19 protein-coding genes and 2 pseudogenes are annotated in these 25187 nt (G+C 63.0%); 12 read left to right on the forward strand and 9 right to left on the reverse strand.

The annotated features are described in order from the left end of the window. Positions 1–111: 111 nt before the first annotated feature. Positions 112–1005 (forward strand): LysR family transcriptional regulator, encoded by an 894-nt coding sequence (locus tag E8F11_RS13630; RefSeq protein WP_280289344.1) that lies wholly within the window; start codon positions 112–114, stop codon positions 1003–1005. Positions 1006–1040: 35 nt separating this feature from the next. Here E8F11_RS13630 and E8F11_RS13635 read toward each other — a convergent pair whose 3' ends face one another. The 5 genes and pseudogenes from E8F11_RS13635 to E8F11_RS13655 form a co-directional block, all read right to left on the reverse strand. Then, positions 1041–1832, reverse strand: a complete 792-nt coding sequence (locus E8F11_RS13635; protein WP_280289345.1) for a carboxymuconolactone decarboxylase family protein — start codon at positions 1830–1832, stop codon at positions 1041–1043. Further along, complete coding sequence (locus E8F11_RS13640; RefSeq protein ID WP_280289346.1) at positions 1810–2295, reverse strand: cupin domain-containing protein; 486 nt, start codon at positions 2293–2295, stop codon at positions 1810–1812. Before E8F11_RS13640 ends, E8F11_RS13635 begins: the two co-directional genes overlap by 23 nt. Before the next feature lie 15 nt (positions 2296–2310). Then, positions 2311–3363 (reverse strand): alpha/beta hydrolase, encoded by a 1053-nt coding sequence (locus E8F11_RS13645; protein WP_280289347.1) that lies wholly within the window; start codon positions 3361–3363, stop codon positions 2311–2313. 58 nt (positions 3364–3421) lie between these two features. Further along, positions 3422–4513: an alpha/beta fold hydrolase gene (locus tag E8F11_RS13650; protein ID WP_280289348.1), complete on the reverse strand. Its 1092-nt coding sequence runs from the start codon at positions 4511–4513 to the stop codon at positions 3422–3424. A 230-nt stretch (positions 4514–4743) separates the two neighbouring features. Beyond that, positions 4744–4857, reverse strand: a pseudogene (locus E8F11_RS13655) (integrase); the annotation flags it as partial. A gap of 361 nt (positions 4858–5218) precedes the next feature. On the opposite strand from E8F11_RS13655, the gene E8F11_RS13660 reads away from it, so the two are divergent. Further along, positions 5219–5515, forward strand: a complete 297-nt coding sequence (locus E8F11_RS13660; protein WP_280289349.1) for a hypothetical protein — start codon at positions 5219–5221, stop codon at positions 5513–5515. Positions 5516–5612: 97 nt separating this feature from the next. Then, positions 5613–5750, forward strand: a pseudogene (locus E8F11_RS13665) (hypothetical protein); the annotation flags it as partial. Between the two features lie 233 nt (positions 5751–5983). On the opposite strand, the gene E8F11_RS13670 reads toward E8F11_RS13665, so the two are convergent. Next, the gene (locus E8F11_RS13670; RefSeq protein ID WP_280289350.1) at positions 5984–7039 is read right to left on the reverse strand and encodes an AraC family transcriptional regulator; all 1056 of its coding nucleotides are present in this window, start codon (positions 7037–7039) and stop codon (positions 5984–5986) included. A 6-nt stretch (positions 7040–7045) separates the two neighbouring features. Then, on the reverse strand, positions 7046–8074 hold the full coding sequence (locus E8F11_RS13675; protein WP_348529780.1) for an AraC family transcriptional regulator: 1029 nt from the start codon (positions 8072–8074) through the stop codon (positions 7046–7048). A gap of 396 nt (positions 8075–8470) precedes the next feature. Here E8F11_RS13675 and E8F11_RS13680 point away from each other — a divergent pair, with 396 nt between their 5' ends. The 3 genes from E8F11_RS13680 (at position 8471) to E8F11_RS13690 (ending at position 11894) form a co-directional block, all read left to right on the forward strand. Then, on the forward strand, positions 8471–8617 hold the full coding sequence (locus E8F11_RS13680) for a hypothetical protein (RefSeq protein WP_280289352.1): 147 nt from the start codon (positions 8471–8473) through the stop codon (positions 8615–8617). Positions 8618–8865: 248 nt separating this feature from the next. Further along, positions 8866–10977 carry a 3-hydroxyacyl-CoA dehydrogenase NAD-binding domain-containing protein gene (locus tag E8F11_RS13685; protein WP_280289353.1) on the forward strand — a complete coding sequence of 704 codons (2112 nt, stop codon included), beginning with the start codon at positions 8866–8868 and terminating at the stop codon, positions 10975–10977. 134 nt (positions 10978–11111) lie between these two features. Beyond that, a complete protein-coding gene (locus E8F11_RS13690; protein ID WP_280289354.1) occupies positions 11112–11894 on the forward strand; it encodes an SDR family oxidoreductase in 783 nt (260 codons plus the stop codon). A 207-nt stretch (positions 11895–12101) separates the two neighbouring features. Here E8F11_RS13690 and E8F11_RS13695 read toward each other — a convergent pair whose 3' ends face one another. Further along, entirely contained in the window at positions 12102–12653 is a 552-nt protein-coding gene (locus tag E8F11_RS13695; RefSeq protein WP_280289355.1) for a transcriptional regulator, read from the reverse strand. Between the two features lie 167 nt (positions 12654–12820). Between E8F11_RS13695 and E8F11_RS13700 the strand changes: the two genes are divergently transcribed. The 3 genes from E8F11_RS13700 to E8F11_RS13710 are packed head-to-tail and all read left to right on the forward strand — an operon-like array spanning position 12821 to position 18552. Further along, positions 12821–13969: a MexC family multidrug efflux RND transporter periplasmic adaptor subunit gene (locus tag E8F11_RS13700; protein WP_280289356.1), complete on the forward strand. Its 1149-nt coding sequence runs from the start codon at positions 12821–12823 to the stop codon at positions 13967–13969. A gap of 27 nt (positions 13970–13996) precedes the next feature. Continuing rightward, a complete protein-coding gene (locus E8F11_RS13705; protein WP_280289357.1) occupies positions 13997–17128 on the forward strand; it encodes an efflux RND transporter permease subunit in 3132 nt (1043 codons plus the stop codon). 5 nt (positions 17129–17133) lie between these two features. Continuing rightward, entirely contained in the window at positions 17134–18552 is a 1419-nt protein-coding gene (locus tag E8F11_RS13710) for an efflux transporter outer membrane subunit (RefSeq protein ID WP_280289358.1), read from the forward strand. 39 nt (positions 18553–18591) lie between these two features. On the opposite strand, the gene E8F11_RS13715 is transcribed toward E8F11_RS13710, so the two are convergent. Continuing rightward, positions 18592–19173, reverse strand: coding sequence for a TetR/AcrR family transcriptional regulator (locus E8F11_RS13715; RefSeq protein ID WP_280289359.1), 582 nt, complete (start codon positions 19171–19173; stop codon positions 18592–18594). A 464-nt stretch (positions 19174–19637) separates the two neighbouring features. On the opposite strand from E8F11_RS13715, the gene E8F11_RS13720 reads away from it, so the two are divergent. From E8F11_RS13720 to E8F11_RS13730, 3 genes are read left to right on the forward strand one after another with little or no spacing between them, the layout of a single operon-like run. Then, entirely contained in the window at positions 19638–21062 is a 1425-nt protein-coding gene (locus E8F11_RS13720; protein ID WP_280289360.1) for a DUF1329 domain-containing protein, read from the forward strand. A 20-nt stretch (positions 21063–21082) separates the two neighbouring features. Then, the gene (locus E8F11_RS13725) at positions 21083–22759 is read left to right on the forward strand and encodes a DUF1302 domain-containing protein (RefSeq protein ID WP_280289361.1); all 1677 of its coding nucleotides are present in this window, start codon (positions 21083–21085) and stop codon (positions 22757–22759) included. Positions 22760–22767: 8 nt separating this feature from the next. Further along, positions 22768–25182, forward strand: a complete 2415-nt coding sequence (locus tag E8F11_RS13730) for an efflux RND transporter permease subunit (protein ID WP_280289362.1) — start codon at positions 22768–22770, stop codon at positions 25180–25182. The last annotated feature ends 5 nt before the right edge of the window (positions 25183–25187 follow it).

The raw sequence follows: 25187 nt of genomic DNA on the forward strand, positions 1-25187 counted from the left end.
GGCGACTTTCGCCCCGAATCCGACACTCGGAACCGTCAGCAACACCTGCGGCGATTCTATTCCCCATGCCAGATGACATAATCGCGAGTGGCTCATAACAGGGTCGAATAAATGACCGTCGATAGCTTCGACCAACTCGCGATCTTCGCGACCGTGGCGCAGGAGCGTAGCTTCACCCGCGCCGCAGCCAAACTCGGTATGTCACAGCCCGCCTTGAGTCGGGCCATGCGTCAGCTAGAAGAACGCCTGGGCGTCCGGTTGCTCGCGCGCACCACGCGAAGCGTTTCGCCCACGGAAGCGGGCCAACATTTGTTGCAGGTAGTCGCTCCCAGGTTCGATGAAATCAACAGTGAGTTGGCTCTGCTCAGCGAGTACCGCGACAAGCCGGCCGGCAATCTGCGCATCACGGCCGGCGAGCATTCCGCGATCACCATCCTGCAACCCGTGCTCGCAAAGCTGCTGCCCGAAAATCCCGATCTCAACATCGAGATCATCGTGGACTACGGTCTGACCGATATCGTGGCGGAAGGCTATGACGCCGGCGTCCGGTTGGGTGAGCAAGTCGCCAAGGACATGATCGCGGTGCGCATCGGCCCCGACATGCAGATGGCTGTTGTCGGCTCTCCGGAGTACTTCGCCCGGAATCCGAAACCCAAGATCCCGCGCGATCTCATGCAGCACAACTGCATCAACATCCGAATGCCGACTTACGGCGGAATCTTCCCTTGGGAGTTCGAGAAGAAGGGGCAGGAGCTGAAAGTCCGCGTCGAGGGGCAACTGGTTTTCAACAACATTGCCATGCGAATGGAAGCAGCGCTCGAGGGGCTGGGGCTGGCCTACATGCCTGAAGACCTGGTGCAGAAGCATGTCGACGAGGGGCGGTTGATTCGCGTGCTCGCGGATTGGTGCGAGCCGTTCTCGGGGTACCACCTCTACTATCCAAGCAGACGCCAAACCTCACCCGCCTTCACGTTGTTCCGTGATGCGCTGCGCTACTCCGGCTGATTTTCCTCTCGCTCGCCGGACTATGGAGTCCGGACTCATGAACGCCCGGCAGCTCCGGCCAAATGCGTATCCAACGCCTCGCGGGCACGCTTGGCCGCATCGGCGTCGCCGTTGTCGGCCAGCACCTGGATCACTTGACGCAACTGTGAAGCGGTAAGACCCACCCTCATGCTGGCGGCCATGTGCGAGCGCAGTTGTGGCTCCACGCCGGGCGTGGCGGCCAGCGCTCCGACCGTCGCCAGCTCACGACTCTGCCAGTCCAGGTTATCGCGCTCGAAGATGTCGCCGAACAGATGTGCTTGCAGGTACTGGTTGATGACGGGCGCAAAGTCGAACAGCGGCCCCTGGACGGGCGCACCCGCAATGCGGGTCTGGTTGGCCTTGCCCACCGCCAGCAGTTCATCACCAGTGGGAACGTCGTGAGTGGGCTCGCGCCCCGGGGCGTCCTGAATGCCGCGCTGTTTTCGCTGCTCCACCACCTTCATCAACTCGGTGAGCGCATTCAGGCTGCGTGGAAACCCGGTGTAGGCGTAGAGCTGCACCAGGATCTCCTTCGCCTCGCTGATGGTCAGACCGGCATCCAGACCTTGGTTCAGCGCAGCGTTGAGCTTGGGCATGTTGCTTGTGGCCATGGTGGCGGCGATCAACGGAATGGCCCGCTGCTTGGCGGACAGGGTTTCGGCCGTGGGCTGTGCATTGGGCATGGCTTGCGGCTCCACGGCGTCCTGGGCAGCGTGACTCGGCGTAATCGCCAGCCCCAAGCTCAGCACGAATGCGGCTGCCAGCACTCCCGGCTTGAAGTAACTAGCGGGCGGTGTATTGGTCATCGGTGACTTTCTCCAGCCATTCCACACTCTTGCCATTCACCGCGCCAGTAACGGCAAGGTGGGTCATTGCGGTCGTCGGCGCGGCACCGTGCCAGTGCTTGACGCCAGGAGGGCACACGACCACGTCGCCTGGACGAATTTCTTGCACGGGTTTGCCCCATTCCTGGATCAGGCCCACGCCGGATACGACGACGAGTCGTTGCCCGGCGGGATGCGTGTGCCACGCCGAGCGCGCGCCGGGCTCGAAGGTCACGTAGGCGCCGGAGGCATTGATCTCGCTGCTGGCGGGAAACAAGGGATCAACGCGCACCCGCCCGGTGAAGTATTCCGCCGGGCCTGCGACCGAAGCCTGCGTGCCGGCGCGGCTGATCTGCTGGGCGGCCGAGGACTCCTTGGCCTCGTCGGCCGCATTGGCAAAGGGAATCGCGGCGCATACCGCGACCCCAAGTAGAGTCTTGTTCATGCTGCATGCCTCTGTTCAGAGAGTTCTGGCGTAGAACGCGGTCAGCTTGCCCATGGCGGCGTCCACATACTTTGGTTCCCAATAGGTCTCGATATGGGTGGCGCCGTCGATCAGGAACAGCTCCTTGTCCTGCGTGCCGCTGGCCTTGGGGAACGCCTCTTTGCTCATGTACAGGCTGTCGGCCTTGCTGCCCGCGATCATCAGCAACGGTTTGTCGATCAATTCGATCTGGTTGGTAGCGTCGAAGCGCATCAGGTCCAGCAAGCTGCTCATGGTGTACTTGAAGGTCGAGTTGGGGTGCGCGTACGTCTTCCAGTAGTACTCGTAGCCCTGCCGGTACAGATCGAATGGCAACTTGGCGATCTGCTCATCGGTGAGGTTGGCATCACCTGCATAGAGAACTTCCCCCCCGGCCGCTTCCTGGGCGCGGGCCGCCGAGGCCTGTTGCAGTCGCTGCTCGATAGTGTCCAGTTGCGAATCCCCGTAACCGTTGCGACGAACTCGTCCGGAATTGAACATACTCAAGGTCGCCAGGGCCTTGAAGCGCTTGTCGGTCTGCGCTGCGGCCAGCGAGTACCCACCACCGCCGCAGATCCCGAGCAGCCCCAAGCGTTGCTGATCCACGCCGGCATACTGGCTGATGAAGTCCGCCATGCCGTGGATGTCTTCGATGCGGTTCGCGGGTTTGTCCACATTGCGCGGCTGGCCTTCGCTCGAACCTTGATAGGCCGCATCAGCGGCAACCGTGATGTAGCCTTGCTCGGCCAATCGCTGGGCATACAAGCCTGCAACCTGCTCCTTCACCCCACCATTGGGATGTGCCACGACAACTGCCGGGTACTTCTTCGCAGGATCGTAGTTCGCCGGCGTATAGACGTTGGCGGCAATCTTCAGGCCGTTGAGCCTGTACGTGACCGGATGGATGTTGACCTTGCCCGGCTCGTTCTTCGCAATGGCGCCGTCGTAGACCAGGGTGAACGGGTTCTGCTTGTAGTCCGCCGCCTCGGCGCCAAGCGCCGACATCCCAACCATCGCGGCCATGAAGGTGGCCTTTATCGTTCGCTTCATCTGGATACTCCTGCCATTTTCTGCTGAGAGGCACGGCGGCTATCGCCGTGCAACGCGGTCAATCAAGTTCTTTCTCTGCGAGATACTTCGAAACCAGGTCTGCGATCTCGAGGTTGTTGATGTCCGAGAACGGGAAGTGGGAATTGCCCTTGATCCCGATCTCTGGCAAGTGGATGAGCCTCACGTCGCCGCCATGACGGTTCACCGTGTCACGCCACATGCGTGCCATCTCGAGCCGGGCGCGCCAGCTGTCCTGTGCAGGCAGCGCCACTGGTTTGGCGGGGATGTTGTCGCCATAGAAGATGACGATGGGAATCCGGGTCAGCGCTTCGAACTGCGCCTTCGGCACGACATGCGCCGAGAGCGTGTCGAACGCGCTGCGGATCGGCGCGGGAGCTTCACCTTCCGGAAACACGAAGCTGCTGCCCGGCTCAAATGCCACGATGGCCCGCACATTGCGGTTCTTGATCGCAGTCAGCCATCCGGGTCCACCAGCCTGGGAATGGGTGAACAGAATGGCTGGGCCGGTCTTTTCCAGCAGGGCAGAGACACCGTCGGAAACGACCTCGATGTCATAGGGACCGGTGTTGGGCGTCATCGATCGGAAGAACTGCTCCAGCGCACCCTGTCCGCGCGGGAACTGGCTGCCCTCGAAGGAGTTGGGCCACAAGCCGATGCGGAACTGGTTGAACCACAGCTGCTCGTCCGCGACCGGCTTGATGGTCGTTTCCACCAGGCTGCGTCCCGCATCTCCCCGGCGCGGCTGGTCGATCAGATAGGTGGCGAAGCCGCGGCGCAGGAAGATGTTCTGGAACCCTTCGCGTCCGTCGGCCGTCGTCTCCCAGGACTTTGCGGACTGTCCTGCGCCATGCCACATGACGATTGGAAGCGGGTGGGCGTCCACCGGGATCTGATAGAACGCATAGACGTGATCGCCGTGGTAAGTCTGACCATCGGGCTTCTTCGGGTTGTACGGATCAAAGGTGCCTGGTGCCGTGATCCCTTTGCCGCCGGCAATCAGGCTTCCCTGGTCCTTGATGACCAACGGGCTGCGTTCACTCGCACTGACGACCGCGCTGGAGAACAACGCAAGACAAAGGGTTCCCGCCCCAATCGCGGGCGCGCACTTGCGGATGATGTTTGCGGTCATGGGTTGCTCTCGGCTTGAGTTCACTGAGTAGCAAGTTAACGCCAGACTATTGATCGATAAATATCAATAGTCGAATAGTACTAATACCAAAAACGCATGAATTGGCGCTCTGTTCATCACGCCGGGCAAGTGGCGAAGGCAGTGAAGCATCAGAACGGGACCTCCTCCTTCTACTCGGTTTGCACTTGGCAGGATTGCGACGGTCTATCCTTGACCGTCGCGGCGGAGGGTCAAACTTCGGTCTGCTCCGTCATTTCCAAGGCATCATCGACCTCGATTCCCAGATATCTGACGGTGCTTTCAAGCTTCGTATGACCAAGCAGAATTTGGACTGCTCGCAAGTTCGCTTGAGCGGGATTTCCTTCCACACTCCACTCGGGATGCCCTTCGGTTTTGCCCGACTTGCTTTGCTAGATGCTCCTTGAGCCGGCTTTTGCTGTTGCTTCTGAGTGTTGTTGTTCATTTCAGGTTTCTCCTGGTTGCTGATGATGGGAACTTGCTTCGCTGAGTGACCTTTTCGCCTGGCCGAGCCAGGTCATCGTTCAGGGCGTGCGAAGAGGGTGCGCAGGGAAGCGCGCTGAAGTTCGTCAATAGCGCAGGGGAGGGGAGATAGACGACGCGGGCGGTAGCCCGGGAAAACGAAGCGCGCAGCGCCGGCACGGCGCGGAGACTCGAGCGATCGAAGCCCGCAGGGCGAGACTCATCGTGACCTGGGGCGATGACCTGGAACTGGCGGCTACCACCCTGCACCGGCTGGCGCTTGAGCAGGCCGGTGAGGTGATGCCCGCTCAGGCGTTCAAGCGCTGGATGGCCGCTAACAAGCTGTCGTTGACCACTGCCGCCGTCGAGTTGGGCTTTACCCGCCGCACCATCACCGCCTACAGCAGCGGCACGGCGCTGATTCCCAAGCATGTGGCCTTGGCCTGCAAGGGCTGGGAGTTCGAGCACAAGGGCAAGAAGGCGGATAAGGCTGAGGGTAAAAAGGCGCGGCGTATCGCTTGATGTTCGGCTGCTCGTGGCAGCCTCGGCGTTGAATGCGGACTGACAATCCAGGGCCATCTGGATCAGGGTTTCGCGGGTGGCCAGGATCTGCTCCTTGGCGATCGGCCCCGCCGCGCACCTGACCTTCTTCGAGTACGCCAGCATCGAGGTGCGCTGGGCGAAGGAGTTCGCGGTGGAGAACCGTCCCGAGGGCGAGATGCTCTGGGCCAAGCTGAGCCTTCCCTTCACCCTCTGAACATCCCGATGCTCAGCTGTACACCGGCCAGGCCTCGACATTACGGTTTTCACGCCCCGCCGGCAGCTCGCCGGACTGCAGCAGCGCTGACTCGGATAGAGGAAGACGCTTTCGACTGGGAGTGGAAGCTGTTGGCTTGTACCGCATGTGCGTATCGGCCGCCTGGTACCCGCGTAGGGTGGATGTCGCTCATCACATCCACCTTCCAATGCCCCAGCTGCCGCGAGGCGCACCTAGCCCGGGAGGTTCGGGAGGCGGCTGCGCAGCAGGCGTGGTTGCCTGTTCGAGGACTGTCTCTTTTGCCACTTCAAAGGGCTGACGTTGAACCAGCGGTTGAATGCCCGGCTGAATCCGCTGGCGTCCGAGTAGCCGAGCAGTCCTGCCAGCTGCGCCATGCTGATGGACGGGTCGTCGAGGTAGTGGCGAGCCATTCCCTGACGGGTTTCATCCAGCAAGCGCTGGAAGGAGGTGCCTTCCTGTCCCAGCCGGCGTTGCAGCGTACGCGGATTGACAGCCATGCAGTCGGCGACCTTCTCGAGGGTGGCGCGGCCGCTGGGCAGCAGGTTGCGCAGCAGCTGCCGGACGTAGCTGGGCAGCTCGTCGGCCGGCAACCGCTCCATCCTCGCGATGTGTTCGGTGATCAGCTGGTGCAGCCGTGCATCGGCCGCGCCCAGGGGCAGTGCAAGCACTGAGGCGTCGAACTCCAGTTCGGTGCAAGGGGCGGCGAAGACCGGTCGCACGCCCAGTACCCGGCGATAGGTCGCTTCATCGCCCAGCGGCTGGTGCCGGAGCCGGACCGTTGCCGGCCGCCAGCCAGCACCGGCCAGGGCACGCAGCAATTGCACGCCGACGCTGCAGGCCAGTTCTTCCGCCTGGCGTAGTCCGGGAATATCGCTTTCGTTGACGCGGTAGCCGAGGCGGGCGATGCCTCCTTCAAGACCGAAACCGACTTCGGCGCCGCCGTTGTACAGGGAGTAGTTCGCGCGCAACTCGGCCAGCGCATCACCGACGGTGCCGGCATTGCGAATCAGATAGAACAGCTCGCCAAAGACATCGATGCCCTGGAACAGTCCGTACTGCAGGCCGAACGAGGCATTGCCCGATTGCGCCGCGCAGAGTTCCAGCAGCTCGCAGTAGCGGCGATAGGAGAGGATGCCGTCCTGCCGGCGCAGGCTGTCCTGTGGCAGCGACGCGCGCCGAAGCATGTCTGCCGGATTGAGGCCCTGGCCACTGGCGAATGCATCGAAGCCGACAAGACTGAGAGCGCGAACGAACGGATTGAGTGCCATGTTCCGCTACCGCTCGGTCGCCCGCGGCTGGCGAGGGGACGCCGGGGCGGCGACGGACTCGGCCAGCCGCTGGGTCTGCTGATAGCGCTGTTTCCATTTCTGCGGACTGACGCCGTTCCAGCGGGTGAAGGCCCGGGAGAATGCGCTGAGATCGGCATAGCCCAGCAGCTCGGCAAGCTGCGTCAGTCTGATGGACGAGTCGCAGATGTAGCGCGTGGCCATCGCCTGGCGCGTCTGGTCCAGCAGCTCCTGAAAGCCGGTGCCCTCGGCCTGGAGGTAGCGCTGCAGGGTGCGCGGGCTGAGCTGCATGTGCCCGGCGACCTGCTCGATGGTGATGTGGCCATACGGGAGGAGGTTGCGCAGCAGCTTTTGCACGTAAGAGGGCAGCTCCTGCAAGGTAATCCGGGCCAGCTCATCGATATGGCTCCGGGCCAACTGCTGGAACCTTTCATCTGTCGCGCTGAGAGGCGTTTCCAGCAGCGCATCTTCGAACACCCACGCATTGACCGCGCTGTCGAAGCGAGGCGTGGTCCCCAGCAGGCGTCTGTATGCACCGAGTGCTTCTCCTGCGGGGTGTCGCATCAGCAATACGTTCGGCTTCCAGGGGTGTCCCAGCAGGCTTTGCATGAGTTGCGCGCCTATGCCCATCGCCAGCTCCACGGTCTGCCGTACCGAGGCGGCATCTCCCTCGGTCACTTCGTACAAGAGTCGTGCGCTCCCGCCCTGTCGTTCGAGATGGATTTCTGCGCCACTGCTGTGGACGTGGAAGTACTGTGTCAGCGCCTTCAGCGCATCACCCACCGTGTCGGCGCTCTGGATCACGTACAACAGGCTGCCCAGCGCCCGGGAGCCCTGGTGCAGACCGAACTGCAACCCGAACAGCGGATTCGCCGAGCGCTTTGCGCACAGCTCCAGCAGGGCACTGAACTGCGCACCGGAAAGCAGGCTGTCCACGGCGTCGTCAGGGAGCTCGACTTCAGCCAGGACGGTGTGCGGATCGAGCCCCTGGCTGATGGCGAATTCGTCGAAGCCCAACAGGGCGATGCCACGGACAAAGGACGTCATTTCGAATGCCCGAATGATTCATGGCGCGGCCAGGAGCTCCGGCCCTTGTGAAACGAGTGGGGCAGTACACGCCCGTTCTGGATACAGCTTGCCCGAACGATCCTACACCAAGGTCTGAAGCCGTTGGCAGGCGGGGGCGATCGGCTTATCGGTATGCATTCGCCAACCTGTTTATCCGATCTTCCATTGCCCTCAGAGCGGGAAGCGGAGTTGACGCTCGAAGGTGGCCCACGATTCGCTGAGGCATGATTTGCATATTTTGTGGCGCGATCTGCAAAGCTTTCGCGCCTGGCAACGAACAGACTCAAAGCCATCAATAACAAAAGGCACTGCATTCGGCTCCAGGCCGAATGAAGGAGGTTTTTGATGCGCCAATTCCTGTTCGCTTGCCTGGTCGTGATCCTGGCCGCCGGTGCCATTCATTCCATTAGTACCCCGATCCTGATTGTCATTGCCGGCCCCCGTTCGGGACTGCCGATCGCCAGCATCGGCGACGTTTTCCGGCATTTCTGATTAGCCAAGGCCACCAAATGTACTTCCGCTTGCCGGGCGTAGGCGCAGCCGTGTGCGCTGAACGTCGCCGCCATCAACTGTGAGGCCGATTTCCTCCGGGACAGGCTGCACGCCGTATGCGAATCCCGGATCGGGAGTTGACCCGTCTGGAAAGTCAAGTCTGCCCGCTCAGCGCCGGCAATTGGCTGCGCTTCGACCGCAAAACGCCGGGTTTCGAAAACCTGGTAACGCAACGTAAGGACCATCCAATGAGCGACCTTATCCACTACCGCCTCGAAGACGGTCTGGCCCTGATCGGCCTGGCCCGTCCCCCGGTCAACGCACTCAGCCAACCGCTGCGCGCCGCCATCATCGACGCTTGCGAGCGCGCGGCCGCCGACACCAGGGTGCAGGCGATCATCCTCCACGGCGAACATGGGCTGTTCAGCGCCGGTGCCGACATTTCGGAGTTCGGCAGCGATGCCTCCTTCGCCGAACCGGACCTGCCCAGCATGCTGGTACGCCTGACGGAGATCCATAAACCGCTGGTCGCCGCCATCGGTAAACTGGCCCTGGGTGGTGGCCTGGAACTGGCCCTGGCCTGCGGATACCGGGTGGGTGAGCCCAGCGCGCGAGTCGGTTTGTCGGAAATCAACCTGGGCCTCCTGCCCGGCGCCGGCGGTACCCAGCGTCTACCGCGGCTCATTGGCGCCGAGTCGGCGCTGAACCTGATTCTTTCGGGTGCGCAGATAAATGCGGAGCGCGCTCGCATGCTGGGCATCCTCGACCGCATAGCCACCAGCGCCGACCAGCTTCTGGATGAGGCGCGTGCCTACGCCTACGAACTCATCAGTTGTTCTGCTCCGGCACGACCGGCGGAGGCCTGGCCGGAACCGGCCGAGGGCCTTCCGGACGATTTCCTCACCCGTTACCGCGCCGAGCACGAGCCGCGTTGGAAAAGCCGCCTGGCGCCCCGGCTGGTGCTCTCAGCGCTGGAAGCCGCCTGCCTGCTGCCGCTGGAGGAAGGCCTCGCCCGCGAACTGGCGCTGTTCAAGCAGGCGGAGGCCTCGCGCCAGTCGAAGGCACTGCGCCACGTGTTCTTCGCTGAACGCGAGGCGGCTCGAATCCCGGGAATCGAGGCGGACATTCCGCTACGCAAGGTCGACAAGGTTGCGGTTATCGGAGCCGGCACCATGGGCGGCGGCATCGCCATGAACTTCGCCAATGCCGGCATCCCCGTGGCCCTGCTCGAACTCAAGGGTGAGGCGCTGGACCGCGGCCTGATGCAGATCCGCAAGCATTATGAGATCAGCGTCAAGCGCGGAAAGATGACCACCGAGCAACTGGAGCAGCGCATGGACCTGCTGTTCGGCACCCTCGACTACGCAGACCTGTCCGACGCCGACCTCGTGATCGAGGCGGTGTTCGAGAAGTTGGAGATCAAGCAGCAGGTATTTCGCACCCTGGACGAGGTGTGCAAGCCGGGCGCCATCCTCGCCACCAACACCTCGTCGCTCGACGTCGACGTCATCGCGGCGACCGTCTCCCGCCCGCAGGACGTGATCGGCCTACATTTCTTCAGCCCGGCCAACGTCATGCGCCTGCTGGAAGTCGTGCGTGGCAAGGCCACCGCGCCGGACGTGCTGGCGACCACCATGAAGATCGCCAAGCGCATCGGCAAGCTGCCAGTGATCTCCGGCGTCTGCTTTGGCTTCATCGGCAACCGCATGCTCGAGCCTTACGTCCGCGAAGCCCATCGCTTGGTATTGGAGGGCGCTGCCCCCGCGCAGGTAGATGGCGTGCTAACCGACCTCGATCTGAACATGGGTGTGTTCAGCATGCTGGATCTGGCCGGCATTGACGTGAACTTCCTGATACGCGACGCCAATCGCGCGACCACTGCCCATGACGAAAGCTACTGCCGTCTTGGGGAGGAACTGTACGCCATGGGGCGATACGGTCAGAAGACCGGGCGTGGCTTCTATCTCTACGAGGGCCGCAACCGCAAGGACGATCATGAGGTCGTTGCCATGGCCGAGCGCCTGTCCGTTGAGCTGCAGGTTCCCCGACGTCCCATGGATGACCAGGAAATCCTGGACCGCTGCCTGTTCGTGCTGATCAACGAAGGCATCCAGTTGCTGGACGAAGGCATCGCCCTGCGCGCCGGCGACATCGATCTGGTCTGGATCAACGGCTACGGCTTCCCCGCCCACCTCGGCGGCCCCATGCACTACGCGGAGCAGTTGGGGCTGGACAAGGTGCTGGCCGGCATCCAGCGCTACCGCCACGCCCTCGGTGAGTACGGCGAAATGTGGTTCCAGCCGACACCGCTGCTGGAGCGCCTGGTCGCTGCTGGCAGGACCCGCATCGAAAGAATCTGATATTTCCCTCTCGCCCCGGGAGCGGGGATGGCCATGGGGGCAACCACGCATCCCCTCATCCTGGCAGTCTCTCGGAGGGAGAGGGAACCTACTACGCATACAAGGCGTGCTGCCACACTGCTCGAGGTGTACCGATGAGTCACGATTTTGCCCAGAAATTCTCCCTTGCCGACCGAACCGTGCTGATCACCGGCGCCTCCAGTGGCATAGGCGCGCACTTGGCGCGGCTGGCCGCTTGCGCCGGCGCCCGCGTGGTATTGGCTGCGCGGCGCGTCGAACGGCTCGAGCAAGTCGCCAGGGACATCAAGTGGGAGAACGCCCAGGCGCTGTCGGTCGCCCTCGACGTCACCGACCGAGCCAGCGTCGAGGCGGCCTTCGACGCTGCCGAGGCGCACTTCGGGGTGGTCGATGTGGTGCTCAACAACGCTGGCATCGGTAATGGCCAGCGCCCGTTGGAGATCAGCGAGGAAGATTGGCGTGCCATGCTGTCGACCAACCTGGACGGCGTCTGGCGCGTTGCCCAGGTCGCCGCGCAGCGGTTGGCCAAGGCCGGGCGTGGCGGCAGCATCGTCAACGTTGCCTCGGTACTCGGTCTGCGTGTCGCCACCGGCTACAGCCATTACTGCGCCGCCAAGGCCGGTGTGGTGCAGTTGACCAGGTCACTGGCGCTGGAGCTTGCGCGCTACGGGATCCGTGTCAACGCCATAGCCCCGGGCTACTTCAAGACGGAGATGAACGAGGCGTTCTTCGAGAGTGACAAGAGCAACAGCTACATCCGTGCGCAAGTTCCCATGCGTCGACTAGGTGAACTTCACGAGCTGGATGGCCCGTTCCTTCTACTCGCCAGCGCTGCCGGTGCGTTCATGACCGGCAGCGTGCTGGCAGTGGATGGAGGGCACCTGGTCAGTAGCCTGTAGCCATCTCTGGAAAGAAGGATGAAGCGGGGCTTTGTGTAGGCGCGAGCTTGCTCGCGCAAGGCCGAGCTCGGGGCTGATACGTGTCAGTAGCCCGGATGAAATCCGGGGAAAGTCCAACCGCCGCTCCCGGATTTCATCCGGGCTACGATTTGCCAGCCTGCTCCGCGGGGGGTGAAGACCAGCTCGGGAATGCGACCTGGCCCGAGCTCAAACAGCGGCGCCATGCAGGAACATCTGCTCCAGCACGCTGGCCGAGTTGGAGCTGGCCACGCGTCCGCGGCGCTCGGCGTCGACCATGCCATAGATCATCATGGTGAGGAGTTCGGTGAAGACCGCGGCAGTGATGTCGATGCGAAACACGCCTTGTTGCTGGCCGCGCAGGAAGAAGGCGTCCAAGGCATGCATATAGGACTGCCAGCGCGCGCCGCCTCCCTCCGGGGTCAGGAAGTCGGGGCTGTACTGGAACATCAGGAACACCAGCACCTCGCGGTGTTTCAGGTGTTCACCGATCAGGCGGCGCAGCGCGTCGAGCGGCTCGGCCCGCTCCAGGTCAGCGGCGACGATGATCTGATTTAGCACCGTCTCGCCATGACACTCCAGCATTTCCACCAGGTTGTCGCGGGTGCCGCAGAAGCGGTGCAGCGTCGCCTTGCTCACCCCCGCCGATTCCGCCAACTCCTTCAGCGTCGCACGTGGGCGATCGACTATGGCCACGGCCAGTGCCTTCAGGAGTCGTTCGTCATTGGCGGTCAGGGGCATCTGTGGGCCTCGGTTCGGTTTTCGGTTGCGCGCATTGTGCAGAAAAGCCCTTAGCACCAAAAGGGAGTGATGCATTCAATCACAAATGCCCAAAATGAGTCAAGTTTGACTCATTTGATTTTAACTGGGATCATTTGGCCAGTTTTTAATCAAGCCTTGGGTGAATCATGGGCAATTTACGAGTAGTGGGAATGGTCGGTGCCCTGGTGGCGTCGGTGGCACTGGTGGGTTGTGGGCCCGCGGAAGAACAGGTGGCTCCGGTCGAGGCGCCGCGTCCGGTCTCCGTGGTGGCGGTGGCTACCGAGTCGCTGGTGCTGACTTCGGAGTTGCCGGGCAGGATCGAGCCGGTGCGGGTCGCGGAGGTGCGTGCGCGGGTGGCTGGCATCGTCGTGCAGAAGCGCTTCGAGGAGGGGGCCGACGTCAAGGCCGGCGAGCTCCTGTTCCAGATCGACCCGGCCCCCCTGAGGGCCGCAGTGTCTCGCGCCGAAGGCGAGCTGGCGCGCGCCCAGGCCGTGCTGAACGAGGCTCAGGCGCGAATGAAACGGTACGAGCGGCTGGTGAAGGTTGAGGCGGTAAGCCAGCAGGTCTACGACAGTGCCCTTGCTGACTTGCGCACCGCCCAGGCGGCAACCCGCACGGCCCAGGCTGACCTGGAAACCGCGCGCCTGAACTTGGGCTATGCCTCGGTCACCGCGCCGATTTCCGGGCGAATCGGGCGTGCACTGGTGACCGAAGGGGCGCTGGTAGGGCAGGGCGACGCCACCCTCATGGCGCGCATCCAGCAACTGGACCCTGTCTATGCCGACTTCACCCAGTCCGCCGCGGATGTATTGCGCCTCCGTGAAGCGCTGAAGGACGGCAATCTCTCCGCTGGCGACGGCAGTCCGCTATCGATTCGCGTCGAAGGAACTCAATACGAGACCAAGGGTTCCCTGCTGTTCACCGATGTGGCGGTAGATCGCGGCACCGGCCAGGTTTCCCTGCGCGGCAAATTCGCGAACTCCGACGGCGTACTGCTGCCGGGCATGTACGTGCGTGTAGTGGCGCCCCAGGGAGTAGACAACCAGGCCATCCTGGTGCCGCAGCGCGCCGTCCAGCGCACCACCGATGGCAGCGCCCACGTGCTGGTGGTCGGCGCGGATGGCCGGGCTGAAGCGCGTAGCGTGAAGACCGGTGTCATGCAGGGGGCGCGCTGGCAGATCAGCGAAGGGCTGAAGTCTGGCGACCAGGTCATAGTCGGTGGCGCCACCGGCCTGCAGCCGGGAGCCCTGGTGGAGGCGCATCAGGCGCAAGACCAACAAGCGGCACGTCAGTAACACCGGCTTCGCCGCGAGGATTTCCCAATGTCTCTTTTCTTCATCAAGCGCCCGAACTTCGCCTGGGTGGTGGCGCTGTTCATCTCCCTGGCCGGCCTGCTGGTCATTCCCCTGCTGCCGGTGGCGCAGTACCCCAATGTGGCGCCGCCGCAGATTACCGTCACGGCCACCTATCCGGGTGCTTCGGCCAAGGTGCTGGTGGATTCCGTGACCAGCGTGGTCGAGGAGTCCCTCAATGGCGCCAAGGACCTGCTCTATTTCGAGTCCACCAACAACTCCAACGGCATCGCCGAAATCGTGGTCACCTTCCAGCCCGGCACCGACCCGCAACTGGCCCAGGTGGACGTGCAGAACCGGTTGAAGAAGGCCGAGGCGCGCATGCCGCAGTCCGTGCTGACCCAGGGCATCCAGGTGGAGCAGACCAGCGCCGGTTTCCTGCTGATCTATGCGCTGAGCTACAAGGAAGGCGCCCAGCACGCCGACACCACGGCGTTGGGCGACTACGCCGCGCGCAATATCAACAACGAGCTGCGCCGTGTGCCCGGTGTCGGCAAGCTGCAGTTCTTTTCGTCCGAAGCCGCCATGCGCGTGTGGATCGACCCGCAGAAACTGGTGGGCTACGGGCTGTCCATCGATGACGTGAGCAGCGCAATTGCCGGGCAGAACGTCCAGGTGCCGGCCGGCAGCTTCGGCAGCTCGCCGGGCAGCACCCAGCAGGAACTCACCGCGACCCTGGCGGTGAAAGGCACCTTGGACAGCCCGGAGGAGTTCGGCCGAATCGTCCTGCGCGCCAATGCCGACGGCTCCACGGTGAAGCTCGCCGATGTCGCGCGCATCGAGATCGGCAGCGAGAGCTACAACTTCTCTTCCCGCCTGAACGGAAAACCGGCGGTGGCGGGCGCTATCCAGCTTTCCCCTGGCGCCAATGCCATCCAGACTGCCGAAGCGGTCAAGCAGCGCCTGGCCGAACTGTCGGTGAGCTTCCCCAGCGACGTGGAATATTCCGTTCCCTACGACACTTCGCGTTTCGTCGACGTGGCCATCGAGAAGGTGATCCATACGCTGCTCGAAGCCATGGTGCTGGTGTTCCTGGTGATGTTCCTGTTCCTGCAGAACGTCCGCTACACGCTGATTCCGTCCATCGTGGTGCCGGTGTGCCTGCTGGGCACGCTGGCGGTGATGTACCTGCTGGGCTTCTCGGTGAACATGATGACGATGTTCGGCATGGTCCTGGCCATCGGCATTCTGGTGGACGACGCCATAGTGGTCGTGGAGAACGTCGAGCGGATCATGGCGGAGGAGGGGCTGTCCCCGGCGGCCGCCACGGTCAAGGCCATGGGACAGGTGTCCGGCGCCATCATCGGCATCACCCTGGTGCTCTCGGCGGTGTTCCTGCCGCTGGCCTTCATGGCGGGTTCGGTGGGGGTCATCTACCAGCAGTTCTCCCTGTCGCTGGCGGTGTCCATCCTGTTCTCCGGCTTCCTCGCGCTGACCTTCACCCCGGCGCTGTGCGCCACGCTGCTCAAGCCGATTCCCCATGGGCACCACGAGAAGCGCGGGTTCTTCGGCACCTTCAACCGTGCCTTCGACCGCCTGACCGAACGCTACACGGTGCTGAACAACGGCCTGGTGCAGCGTGCCGGACGCTTCATGCTGGTGTACGTCGGCATCGTCGCGTTGCTGGGCTTCTTCTACCTGCGCCTGCCGGAGTCCTTCGTTCCGGTGGAAGACCAGGGCTACAACATCGTCGACATGCAGTTGCCACCTGGGGCCACCCGTGCACGCACCGACGCCACCGCCCAGGAGCTGGAGCGCTTCCTGCGGTCCCGCGAGGCGGTCGAGAATTCGTTCCTGGTGATGGGCTTCAGCTTCTCCGGTATGGGCGAGAACGCCGCTCTGGCTTTCCCCACCTTCAAGGACTGGTCCCTGCGCGGCGCGGATCAATCCGCCGAGGCGGAAGCCCTGGCGGTGAACCAGCACTTCGCCGTGCCTGGCGACGGCACCATCATGGCGGTGACGCCGCCACCCATAGATGGCCTGGGCAACTCCGGCGGTTTCGCCCTGCGCCTGCAGGACCGTGGCGGTCTGGGGCGCGAAGCGCTGCTGGCGGCCCGCGACCAATTGCTCGGGCAGGCCTACGGCAACCCGAAGATCCTCTACGCGATGATGGAGGGCCTGGCGGAAGCCCCGCAGCTGCGGCTGGAGATCGATCGCGACAAGGCGCGCATCCTTGGGGTGAGCTTCGAGTCGATCAACAGCGCGCTGTCCACCGCCTTCGGTTCGGCGGTGATCAACGACTTCACCAATGGTGGCCGACAGCAACGCGTGGTGGTACAGGCGGAGCAGGGCGCGCGGATGACCCCGGAAAGCGTTCTCAAGCTCTATGTGCCCAACGCCGGCGGCGAGCTGGTACCGCTGAGTGCCTTCGTCAGCACCCACTGGGAAGAGGGGCCGGTGCAGATCGTGCGTTACAACGGCTATCCCTCGATCCGTATCTCCGGCGATGCCATGTACGGCGTGAGCACGGGCGAGGCCATGGCTGAAATGGAACGCCTGGCCGCCCAGCTGCCATCTGGCATCAGCTACGAGTGGACCGGCCTGTCCTACCAGGAAAAGGTCGCCAGCGGTCAGGCGAGCCAGCTGTTCGCCCTGGCCATTCTGGTCGTATTCCTGGTGCTGGTGGCGCTCTACGAGAGCTGGTCGATCCCGCTGACGGTAATGCTGATCGTGCCCATCGGCGCGCTGGGCGCAGTGCTCGCGGTGATCGCCGCCGGCCTGCCCAACGATGTGTACTTCAAGGTCGGCCTGATCACCATCATCGGCCTGGCGGCGAAGAACGCGATCCTCATTGTCGAGTTCGCCAAGGAGCTCTGGGAGCAGGGACGCAGCCTGCGCGAGGCCGCCATCGAGGCCGCGCGCCTGCGCTTCCGCCCCATCGTGATGACCTCCCTGGCCTTCATCCTCGGCGTGGTACCACTGACCCTGGCCACGGGAGCCGGCGCTGCCAGCCAGCGCGCCATCGGCACCGGCGTGATCGGCGGCATGCTTGGCGCCACCCTGCTGGGGGTGATCTTCGTGCCTATCTGCTTCGTCTGGGTGCTGTCGCTGCTGCGGCGCAAACCCGTTCACGTAGAACAACCGGCCCAGGTTCTGGAGTGATCATCATGCGCAACTCCGTCTTTACCGTTTCGGCGCTGGTGTTTGCCCTGTCCCTCGGCGGCTGTTCCTTGGCGCCGACCTACGAGCGCCCCGCGGCGCCCGTGGCTCAGGCCTGGAACACCGCCAGCGATCAGTCCGGCGCCGAGGTCGGCGGCCTCGACTGGCAGGCCTTCATCATCGACGCCGAGCTGCGCCGTCTGGTGGGGATCGCCCTGGACAACAATCGTTCCCTGCGCCAGACGCTGTTGGACATCGAGCAGGCCCGTGCGCAGTACCGCATCCAGCGCGCCGACCGGGTACCCGGCCTCGCCGCCGGCGCCTCGGGCAATCGCCAGCGCCTGCCGGCTGATCTGTCCACTACTGGCACGACGGATGTCAGCCGCAGTTACCAGGTCGGCCTCACCCTGCCGGAGTACGAGCTGGACCTGTTCGGGCGGGTGAAGAGCCTCACCGATGCGGCACTGGAACAGTATCTGGCTACCGAAGAGGCGGGACGCAGCGCACGGATCGCGCTGGTGGCCGAGGTCTGCCAGGCCTATCTCACCCATGTCGGTGCTCAGCAGCGCCTGGAACTGACCCACCGCACCCTGGCCAGCCGCGAGGACTCCTTCGTACTGATCGAGCAGCGCCGCAGCGCCGGTGCCGCCACTGCGCTGGACTACCAGGAAGCGCTGGGGCTGGTGGAACAGTCCCGCGCCGAACTGGAGCGCAACCAGCGGCAGAAGCAGCAGGCGTTCAACGCCCTGGTGCTGCTGCTGGGTACACCGGATGCGGCTGCGACGATTCCGGCGGTGTCGCCGGAGCGGCTGCGGGTGTTGCAGGACATCGCCCCCGGCACCTCCTCAGAGCTGATAGAACGGCGCCCCGACATCCTTGCCGCCGAGCATCGCCTGAAGGCGCGCAACGCCGATATTGGCGCGGCGCGCGCGGCGTTCTTCCCGCGCATCACCCTGACCGGCAGCTTCGGCACTTCCAGCGCGGAAATGTCCGGGCTCTTCGAAGGCGGCTCGCGCTCATGGAACTTCGTGCCCAACCTGACGCTGCCGCTGTTCGATGCCGGCCGCAACCGCGCCAACCTGAGCCTCGCGGAGGTGCGCAAGGAATCCGCCGTGGCCGCCTACGAGGGCAGCATCCAGACCGCCTTCCGCGAGGTGGCGGACGCCCTGGCGGCTACCGATACCCTGCGCCGCGAGGAAACGGCCCGACGCTCGCTGGTGGACACCAGCAGCGAGACCCTGAAACTGGCCAGGGCCCGTTACGAGGGTGGGGTGGACAGCCACTTGCGTTACCTGGACGCCCAACGCAGCAGCTTCATCAACGAACTGGCGCTGATCGAGACCAGTACCGAACGGCAGATCGCCCTGGTCGACCTGTTCCGTGCGCTCGGCGGCGGCTGGGACGGAAAGGCGGGTGCGGGGGGCTGATCCTGCGGTAACGGGGCCGCCGCTTGCGCGGCGGCTGGCTCAGTGCTCTTCCACCAGTAGGGCTAGCGCCCGGCAAGCTGTTTCGGTTTCCGCCCGCAAGCGCTCGAGGTCGCTGTGGGCGGTCCAGGCTACGAGCAGGCCGTCGAACAGCAGGATGAGTGTGCGGCTGGTGGCCTTGAGCGCCGCTTGGTCGAGACGGTTACCGATGGTGCGCTCAAGGGCCAGTTCAGTTGCCTCGACACCCACCGAGTAGATCTTGCTGGCCATCTCCGGCTGGTTGCGCATGGTCCAGAAGAACAGTTCGGATTGCGCGCGGGCCAGTTCCGGATTGGTTGAGAACCAGTTGACCAGTTGGCGCAGCATCTCCGCCGCCGTCTCAGACGGGGTCGTTCCGGCAGGTACCTGGTCGAGGGTCTGCTGGGGCAGGGTGAAGAGCGATTCGTAGACGGCGTAGAAGAGCTCGTCCTTGGTCCGGAATACATAGTGCAACGAGGCGAGGGGGCAACCGGCTTCAGCGGCGATTCGCCGTGTGGTGGCATTGGCCACGCCATGTTCGGCGATCACCTTGACCGTCGCCTTCACGAAATCCTGCCTGCGCAGTTCAGCGCCCACTCTGGCCATGAACGTTTCTCCGTTGCTGTCGCTATGCCGCCAATGCCCGGGTTGGGGCAGCGCCGGCGGATGCTACCCCATGCCACTTCGCGGCGTCATGGAGCGATATGTATCTGTTAATGGCGCCTATGCTTCAGAAACGCCATTCGGCGTGGAGCTCGTACCCGGTGTCTCTCTTCTTCTGTTTGGAGAAATAAGGTAACAATCGTTTCGTAAATTCCCATGTTGGTGCGCGCGCCTGAAGCAAGTTGGTGCATAGCTGGGTGTGCAGGTATCACATTACAATTGTTATAAAAATATTAAGTAGCTGATATATAAGGAAAATATTGCAATGTCGTTGATTGGCACATGGTTTGCTGTTGGTCGAATGACTTGGTCATCTGATCAAGTCGAATGACCAGAAGTCTGGCACAGCCCGATTCTTCCTTCCAGGAAGCTCCGGTCGCCGGTTAAAGCCCCATGAGGACCTCCCAATGAAAGACGTGATTCAGCGCCCCGATGTCGGCAACTCCATCGCAGGTGGAGTCAGGCAACTGCTGGTAGCGCTGGCGGTATCGGCCGCCTTCTGTTCGGTTCAGGCTGCGGAGAGCGATGCATCCCTGCTGGGCACCACGCTAACGCCGTTGGGAGGGGAGGTTGCCGCGAGCGCTGATGGGGTGATTCCAGCCTGGACGCCGCCCGGTCAGCAGGATCTGGGGTGGAGCTACGGCCAGGTGCGCGGCCAGCACTGGAAGTTCAAGGATGACAAGCCGCTCTTCAGCATCGACTCAAACAACGTCGCGCAATACGCGAGCAAGCTTTCGCCCGGGCAGTTGGAGCTGTTCAAGAAGATCCCAGGCTATCGCATGGACGTGTACCCGACCCGTCGCAGCTGTGGCGTGCCGGACTTCGTCGCCGAGAACACCAGGAAGAACGTCGGCTTCGCCAAGCTCGACGCAAGCGGTCTTGCCCTGGAAGAAGCCCACGTTCCCGGCATCCCGTTCCCGCAGCCCACCACCGGCGCGCAGGTTATGTGGAACATGAAGATGCACTACCGCGGCGTCGGCTTTCACATGACCAAGACCATCTCCGGTATTTCCCCGCGCAAGGCCGGAGGCGACTGGCTGAACACCTCACTGGACTGGACAATGTTCACGCCCTGGGGAGAGAAGGGCAGCAAGCTGTTTTCCTCGACTGACGGCATGGAGACAGCGACCTATTTCTCCTATTTCGATCCGGTTTCCCTGGCCGGTCAGGCCGGTGTGCTCACCACTAAGGCAGGTGAGCAGACCACCACCTTCTATTACTTCCCGGGTCAGCGTCGTGTGCGCCGCATGCCGGCCTATTCCTACGATGCACCGCAAATCGGCTTGGACAATCAGTACACCATTGATGAGTCCAACATCTTCTACGGCCCGATGGATCGCTTCGACTGGAAACTGGTTGGCAAGCAGGAGCTGGTCGTGCCCTACAACTCCTTCGGCGCCTATGACACCTCTGCCAAGGTCGCGAGCTTCGCCAAGGACGACGCCATCGCGCCCGAGTTCCGCCGCTACGAGCAGCACCGCGTCTGGGTGGTCGAGGCCACCGTGCGCCAGGGTATGCGTCACCAGGCGCCGAAGCGTGTGTTCTACATCGACGAGGACAGCTGGAACGGCCTGATGGCGGTTGACTACGACAAGCAGGGGCAGATCTGGAAGGTGCGCGAGGGCTTCACCATTCCGGTGTACGAGACAGGCAGCTGCGATATGGAGGCCCAGGTTCAGTACAACCTGGTCGACGGTCGCTATCTGTATGACATGACCTCGGTTGGCGCAGGCAAGGATGACCACCGCTGGATCACCGAGGGCGGCAACAACCCGCGCATGAAGCGCGACTTCTACACCTCCGACAACCTGCGTTCCATCAGCGAGCGCTAACCGCGAATTAGGGTGCCGATATGAAAAGAATAATTTCGCAAGCATCGGGCCTGGCCATTGCGTGTGCCGCACCGCTGGCCTTGGGGTTTACCTTCGAGACGGACAATATCCGGGGATCTTTTGACTCCACTTTCTCGGCGGGCATGGGTGTGCGTACCCAGTCTCCGGGATGTGATCTGATCAATGCTGGTGCGGGTGGCCACAATCCGCCCAGCGGATGCCTGGACCCGACCGTTTCCGGTATCGGCGATCAGGGCAACATGAACTATGGCAAGGGCGATCTGTTCACCAACTACATCAAGGGTGTCCACGAGTTGGTGTTGAAGTTCCCCGAGGACTTCACCTTCATGGCGCGCGGTAGCTGGAAGCGTGACTTCGCCGCTACCGATACCACGGGGTCGTTGGGAGCCGAAACTCAGTTCCGGCAGGCCTTGGGGGCGGATATTGGCAGCGACGGGTTGACCGATGATGCGCGTGACGAACTGAAGTTCAAGGCGCGCCTGCTCGATCTGTGGGTCAGCAAGAGCTTCGATGTGGCCGACCAACGGGTTCGCGCGCGCCTGGGCAACCAGGTCATCAACTGGGGTGAGAGCCTGTTCGCGATTGGTGGCATCAATGCCACCAACTCCTATGACTTCCAGGCGCTCTCGAGTCCAGGCGTTCAGCTCAAGGAAGCCGTGCTGCCGGCCCCTATGCTCAGCGTCGCCACGGGGCTGGGCTACGGCGTGAACGTCGAGGCTTATTACCAGTTCGGCTGGAACAAGAGCGAATTGCCGCCAGTGGGCAGCTATTGGTCGACTTACAACGTGATCGGCGAGGGCATGGAAGCTTATGGATACGATGACAAGGATGCCCGCGACAGTGGTCAATGGGGGCTCTCGGTGCGCTGGCAGCCTGAGGATAGCGACGTAAATTACGGCTTTTACGTAATGCGCTATCACGACAAGCTGCCGCAGGTGAGCTACAACCAGGCGACTTTAGCTCCCACATGGGTCTACCCGGAAGACCGCATGCTTTACGGCATCAGTGCCAACCGGCCGATCGGCGACTGGGCCGTGGGCACCGAGCTGTCCTATCGCCCCAAGGAGGCAGTACCGCTCAATCCCTTGCCCGGCCTCGCATTTGGCCCTGCTCCTTGTTCGGGGCGGGGAGGGGAATGCTGGAAGGACACCAAGAAATTCCAGTGGCACCTGACGGGCATCTACAGCATGACCAACGCCAACTCCCCGGACTTCCTCGAGTTCACCGGGGCCAGCACGGGTACGTTCCTGTCGGAACTGGTGTTGGTGAAATACCCGGGGCTGCATGACAGCTTCAACGGTGAGCTGGTTGCGGCGGGGGGTAACACTTGGGTGGAAGATCTGTCGCAGTTTCCGCCTAAAGCCCATGGCGACAAGAGCTCCTCGGGGATGCATGTCGACTTCAGCCTGACTTATGACGGCACCGTCATCCCAGGCTGGACGGTGACGCCGGGAGTCTATTACCAGCGCTCCCTGGGCAATGGCCGCACGCCATCGATCTATTCGACCTATACCCGAGACGCCAGCGCGATGAATTTGTATGTGAACTTCGTGCGCAATCCGGGGAACTGGCAAGTCAGCCTGAACTACGCGAAGTTCAACGATGGCGATACCTCTTACGACCAGCTGCTGCGTGATCGGGATTACGTTGGCCTGTCGGTTTCGCACTCTCTGTGAGGCATGTTGTGAACACTCCTGTTTTAGAAATAACCGAAGTGAAGAGGCGTGGCGTGCTGCCACGCCTGGAGGATTGGCTATTCAAGCAGCGCTGGGCAGTACTGGCGCTGCTGGCTGTCTTCACCTTGGGCATGGCCTGGTTCGCCGTGCAACTGCGTATGGAGGCTGGCTTCGAAAAGCAATTGCCGATTGGCCATGAGTACGTCGAGACCTTCCATGCCTACCGCAACGACCTGATCGGGGCGAATCGCCTGACCATAGTGGTCAAGGCGCGCGAGGGTGATATCTGGAGCGTGGCGGGGCTCAAGCGCCTGTATGACGTAACCCAGGCGGTGACCTTCCTGCCCAGCGTTTCGCGCAGTAGCGTGCAGTCGTTGTGGACGCCCAACTCCTTCGTCAACGAGATCACCGAGGAGGGCTTTCGCGCCGACCCGTTGATTCCCGGCACGGTGACGCCGGAGCGCCTCGACGGGGAGATCATCGGCAAGATTGCCAGCTCCACGGCCCAGGGAGGCTTCATTGGCACCCTGGTTTCGCGTGACCAGAGCAGTGCGATGATCACCGCCGAGCTCAACGAGGTCGATGCTTCTGGCGCCCACCTGGACTACGTGGCCTACAACCAGGTCCTGGAACAGCAGATTCGCGCGAAGTTCGAGGACGCCAAGTTCGAGGTCCAGATAATCGGCTTCGCCAAGCAGATCGGCGACATCGCCGATGGTGCTTCCGCGGTACTGGAGTTCTGCCTGCTGGCGCTGTTTCTGACCGCCGCTGCGGTGTACTGGTACTGCCACTCCGTGCGCTTCACCCTGCTTGCCCTGGGCTGTTCGCTGACCTCGCTGGTCTGGCAGTTCGGCAGCCTGCGTCTGCTTGGCTACGGCCTCGATCCGCTCGCCGTGTTGGTGCCGTTCCTGGTGTTCGCCATCGGTGTGTCCCATGGCGTGCAGCAGATCAACTACATAGTGCGCGAAATCGCCTGTGGCAAGAGTGCCGAGCAGGCCGCCCGCTCCAGCTTCAGCGGCCTGCTGATTCCCGGCACCCTGGCGTTGGTGACGGCCTTCGTGTCTTTTGTGACGCTGTTGCTGATCCCGATTCCGATGGTTCGCGAGCTGGCCATCACCGCCTCCCTTGGCGTGGCCTACAAGATCATCACCAACCTGGTGATGCTGCCGTTGGTGGCCTCGATGCTGAAGGTCGACGGCCGCTACGCCGCCGCGGAGGAGCTTTCCCGTGAGCGCCGCAGCCGCTGGTTGCACGGTCTGTCCCGCCTCGCCGAATGGCGCAATGCCCGGTTGGTGCTGGTTGCGGCCGGGCTGATGTTCGCCGTGGCGGTCTGGCAGAGCCATGATCGGGTGGTTGGTACGCTGCAGGCCGGTGCACCGGAGCTGCGCGAGGATTCCCGCTTCAACCGCGATGCGGTGTCCATCGCCAGCAACTACGACATCGGTCTGGACTGGCTGAGCGTGGTCTTCGAGGTCCAGCCGGATGAGTCCGGCGAGGTCGTCGGCGCCTGCGAGAACGTGGCCTTGGGGCAATACCAGGACCGCTTCGTGTGGGCAATGCAAGGCGTTCCCGGGGTCCTGTCGGTCGCCTCGTTCTCAACCGGCATGCGCCAGTTCAACGAGGGCTACAACGAGGGGAATCCGAAGATGAGTGCGGTCCCCATTGACTCGATGAACTACTCCTCGCTGGCCACCGAGGTCGCTCGTATCTCAGGAATCATGCGCGCTGATTGCAGCATGACCGCCGTACATCTGTACCTGGCAGACCATAAGGCCACCACCATCAAGCGGGTGATCGAAGCCGCCAAGGCCTTCCGTGCCGAGTTCCCCATGCAGGGCGTTTCGGTGCGCCTGGCCTCGGGCAATGCCGGGGTGCTCGCGGCCATCAACGAGGAGGTGGAGAAGAGCGAGACGCCGATGCTGCTGTACGTCTACGCGGCCATCGCCTTGCTGGTGTTCGTGGTCTACCGCGACCTGCGTGCCGTGCTGGTGTGCTGCCTGCCGCTGACCATCGGCACCTTCATCGGCTACTGGTTCATGAAGGAGCTGCAGATCGGCCTGACCATCGCCACGCTTCCGGTGATGGTGCTGGCGGTGGGTATTGGTGTCGATTACGCCTTCTACATCTACAACCGCCTGCAACTGCACCAGGCCAACGGCCAGCCGATCACCAAGGCCGTCGAGCATGCGCTGCTCGAGGTCGGTGTGGCGACCATCTTCACCGCCATCACCCTGGCCATTGGTGTCGCCACCTGGTCGTTCTCCGAGCTCAAGTTCCAGGCCGACATGGGCAAGCTGCTGGCCTTCATGTTCATGATCAACATGGTCATGGCCATGACTGTGCTGCCGGCATTCGCCGTCTGGCTGGAGCGGGTGTTCCCGCGCAAGCGCCCCGTGCGCATGATCGGCGCGCTGGCGCATTGAGGAGA

Origin of the sequence: Pseudomonas sp. BN417 (genome assembly GCF_029871205.1) — a bacterium.
Classification (GTDB): domain Bacteria; phylum Pseudomonadota; class Gammaproteobacteria; order Pseudomonadales; family Pseudomonadaceae; genus Metapseudomonas.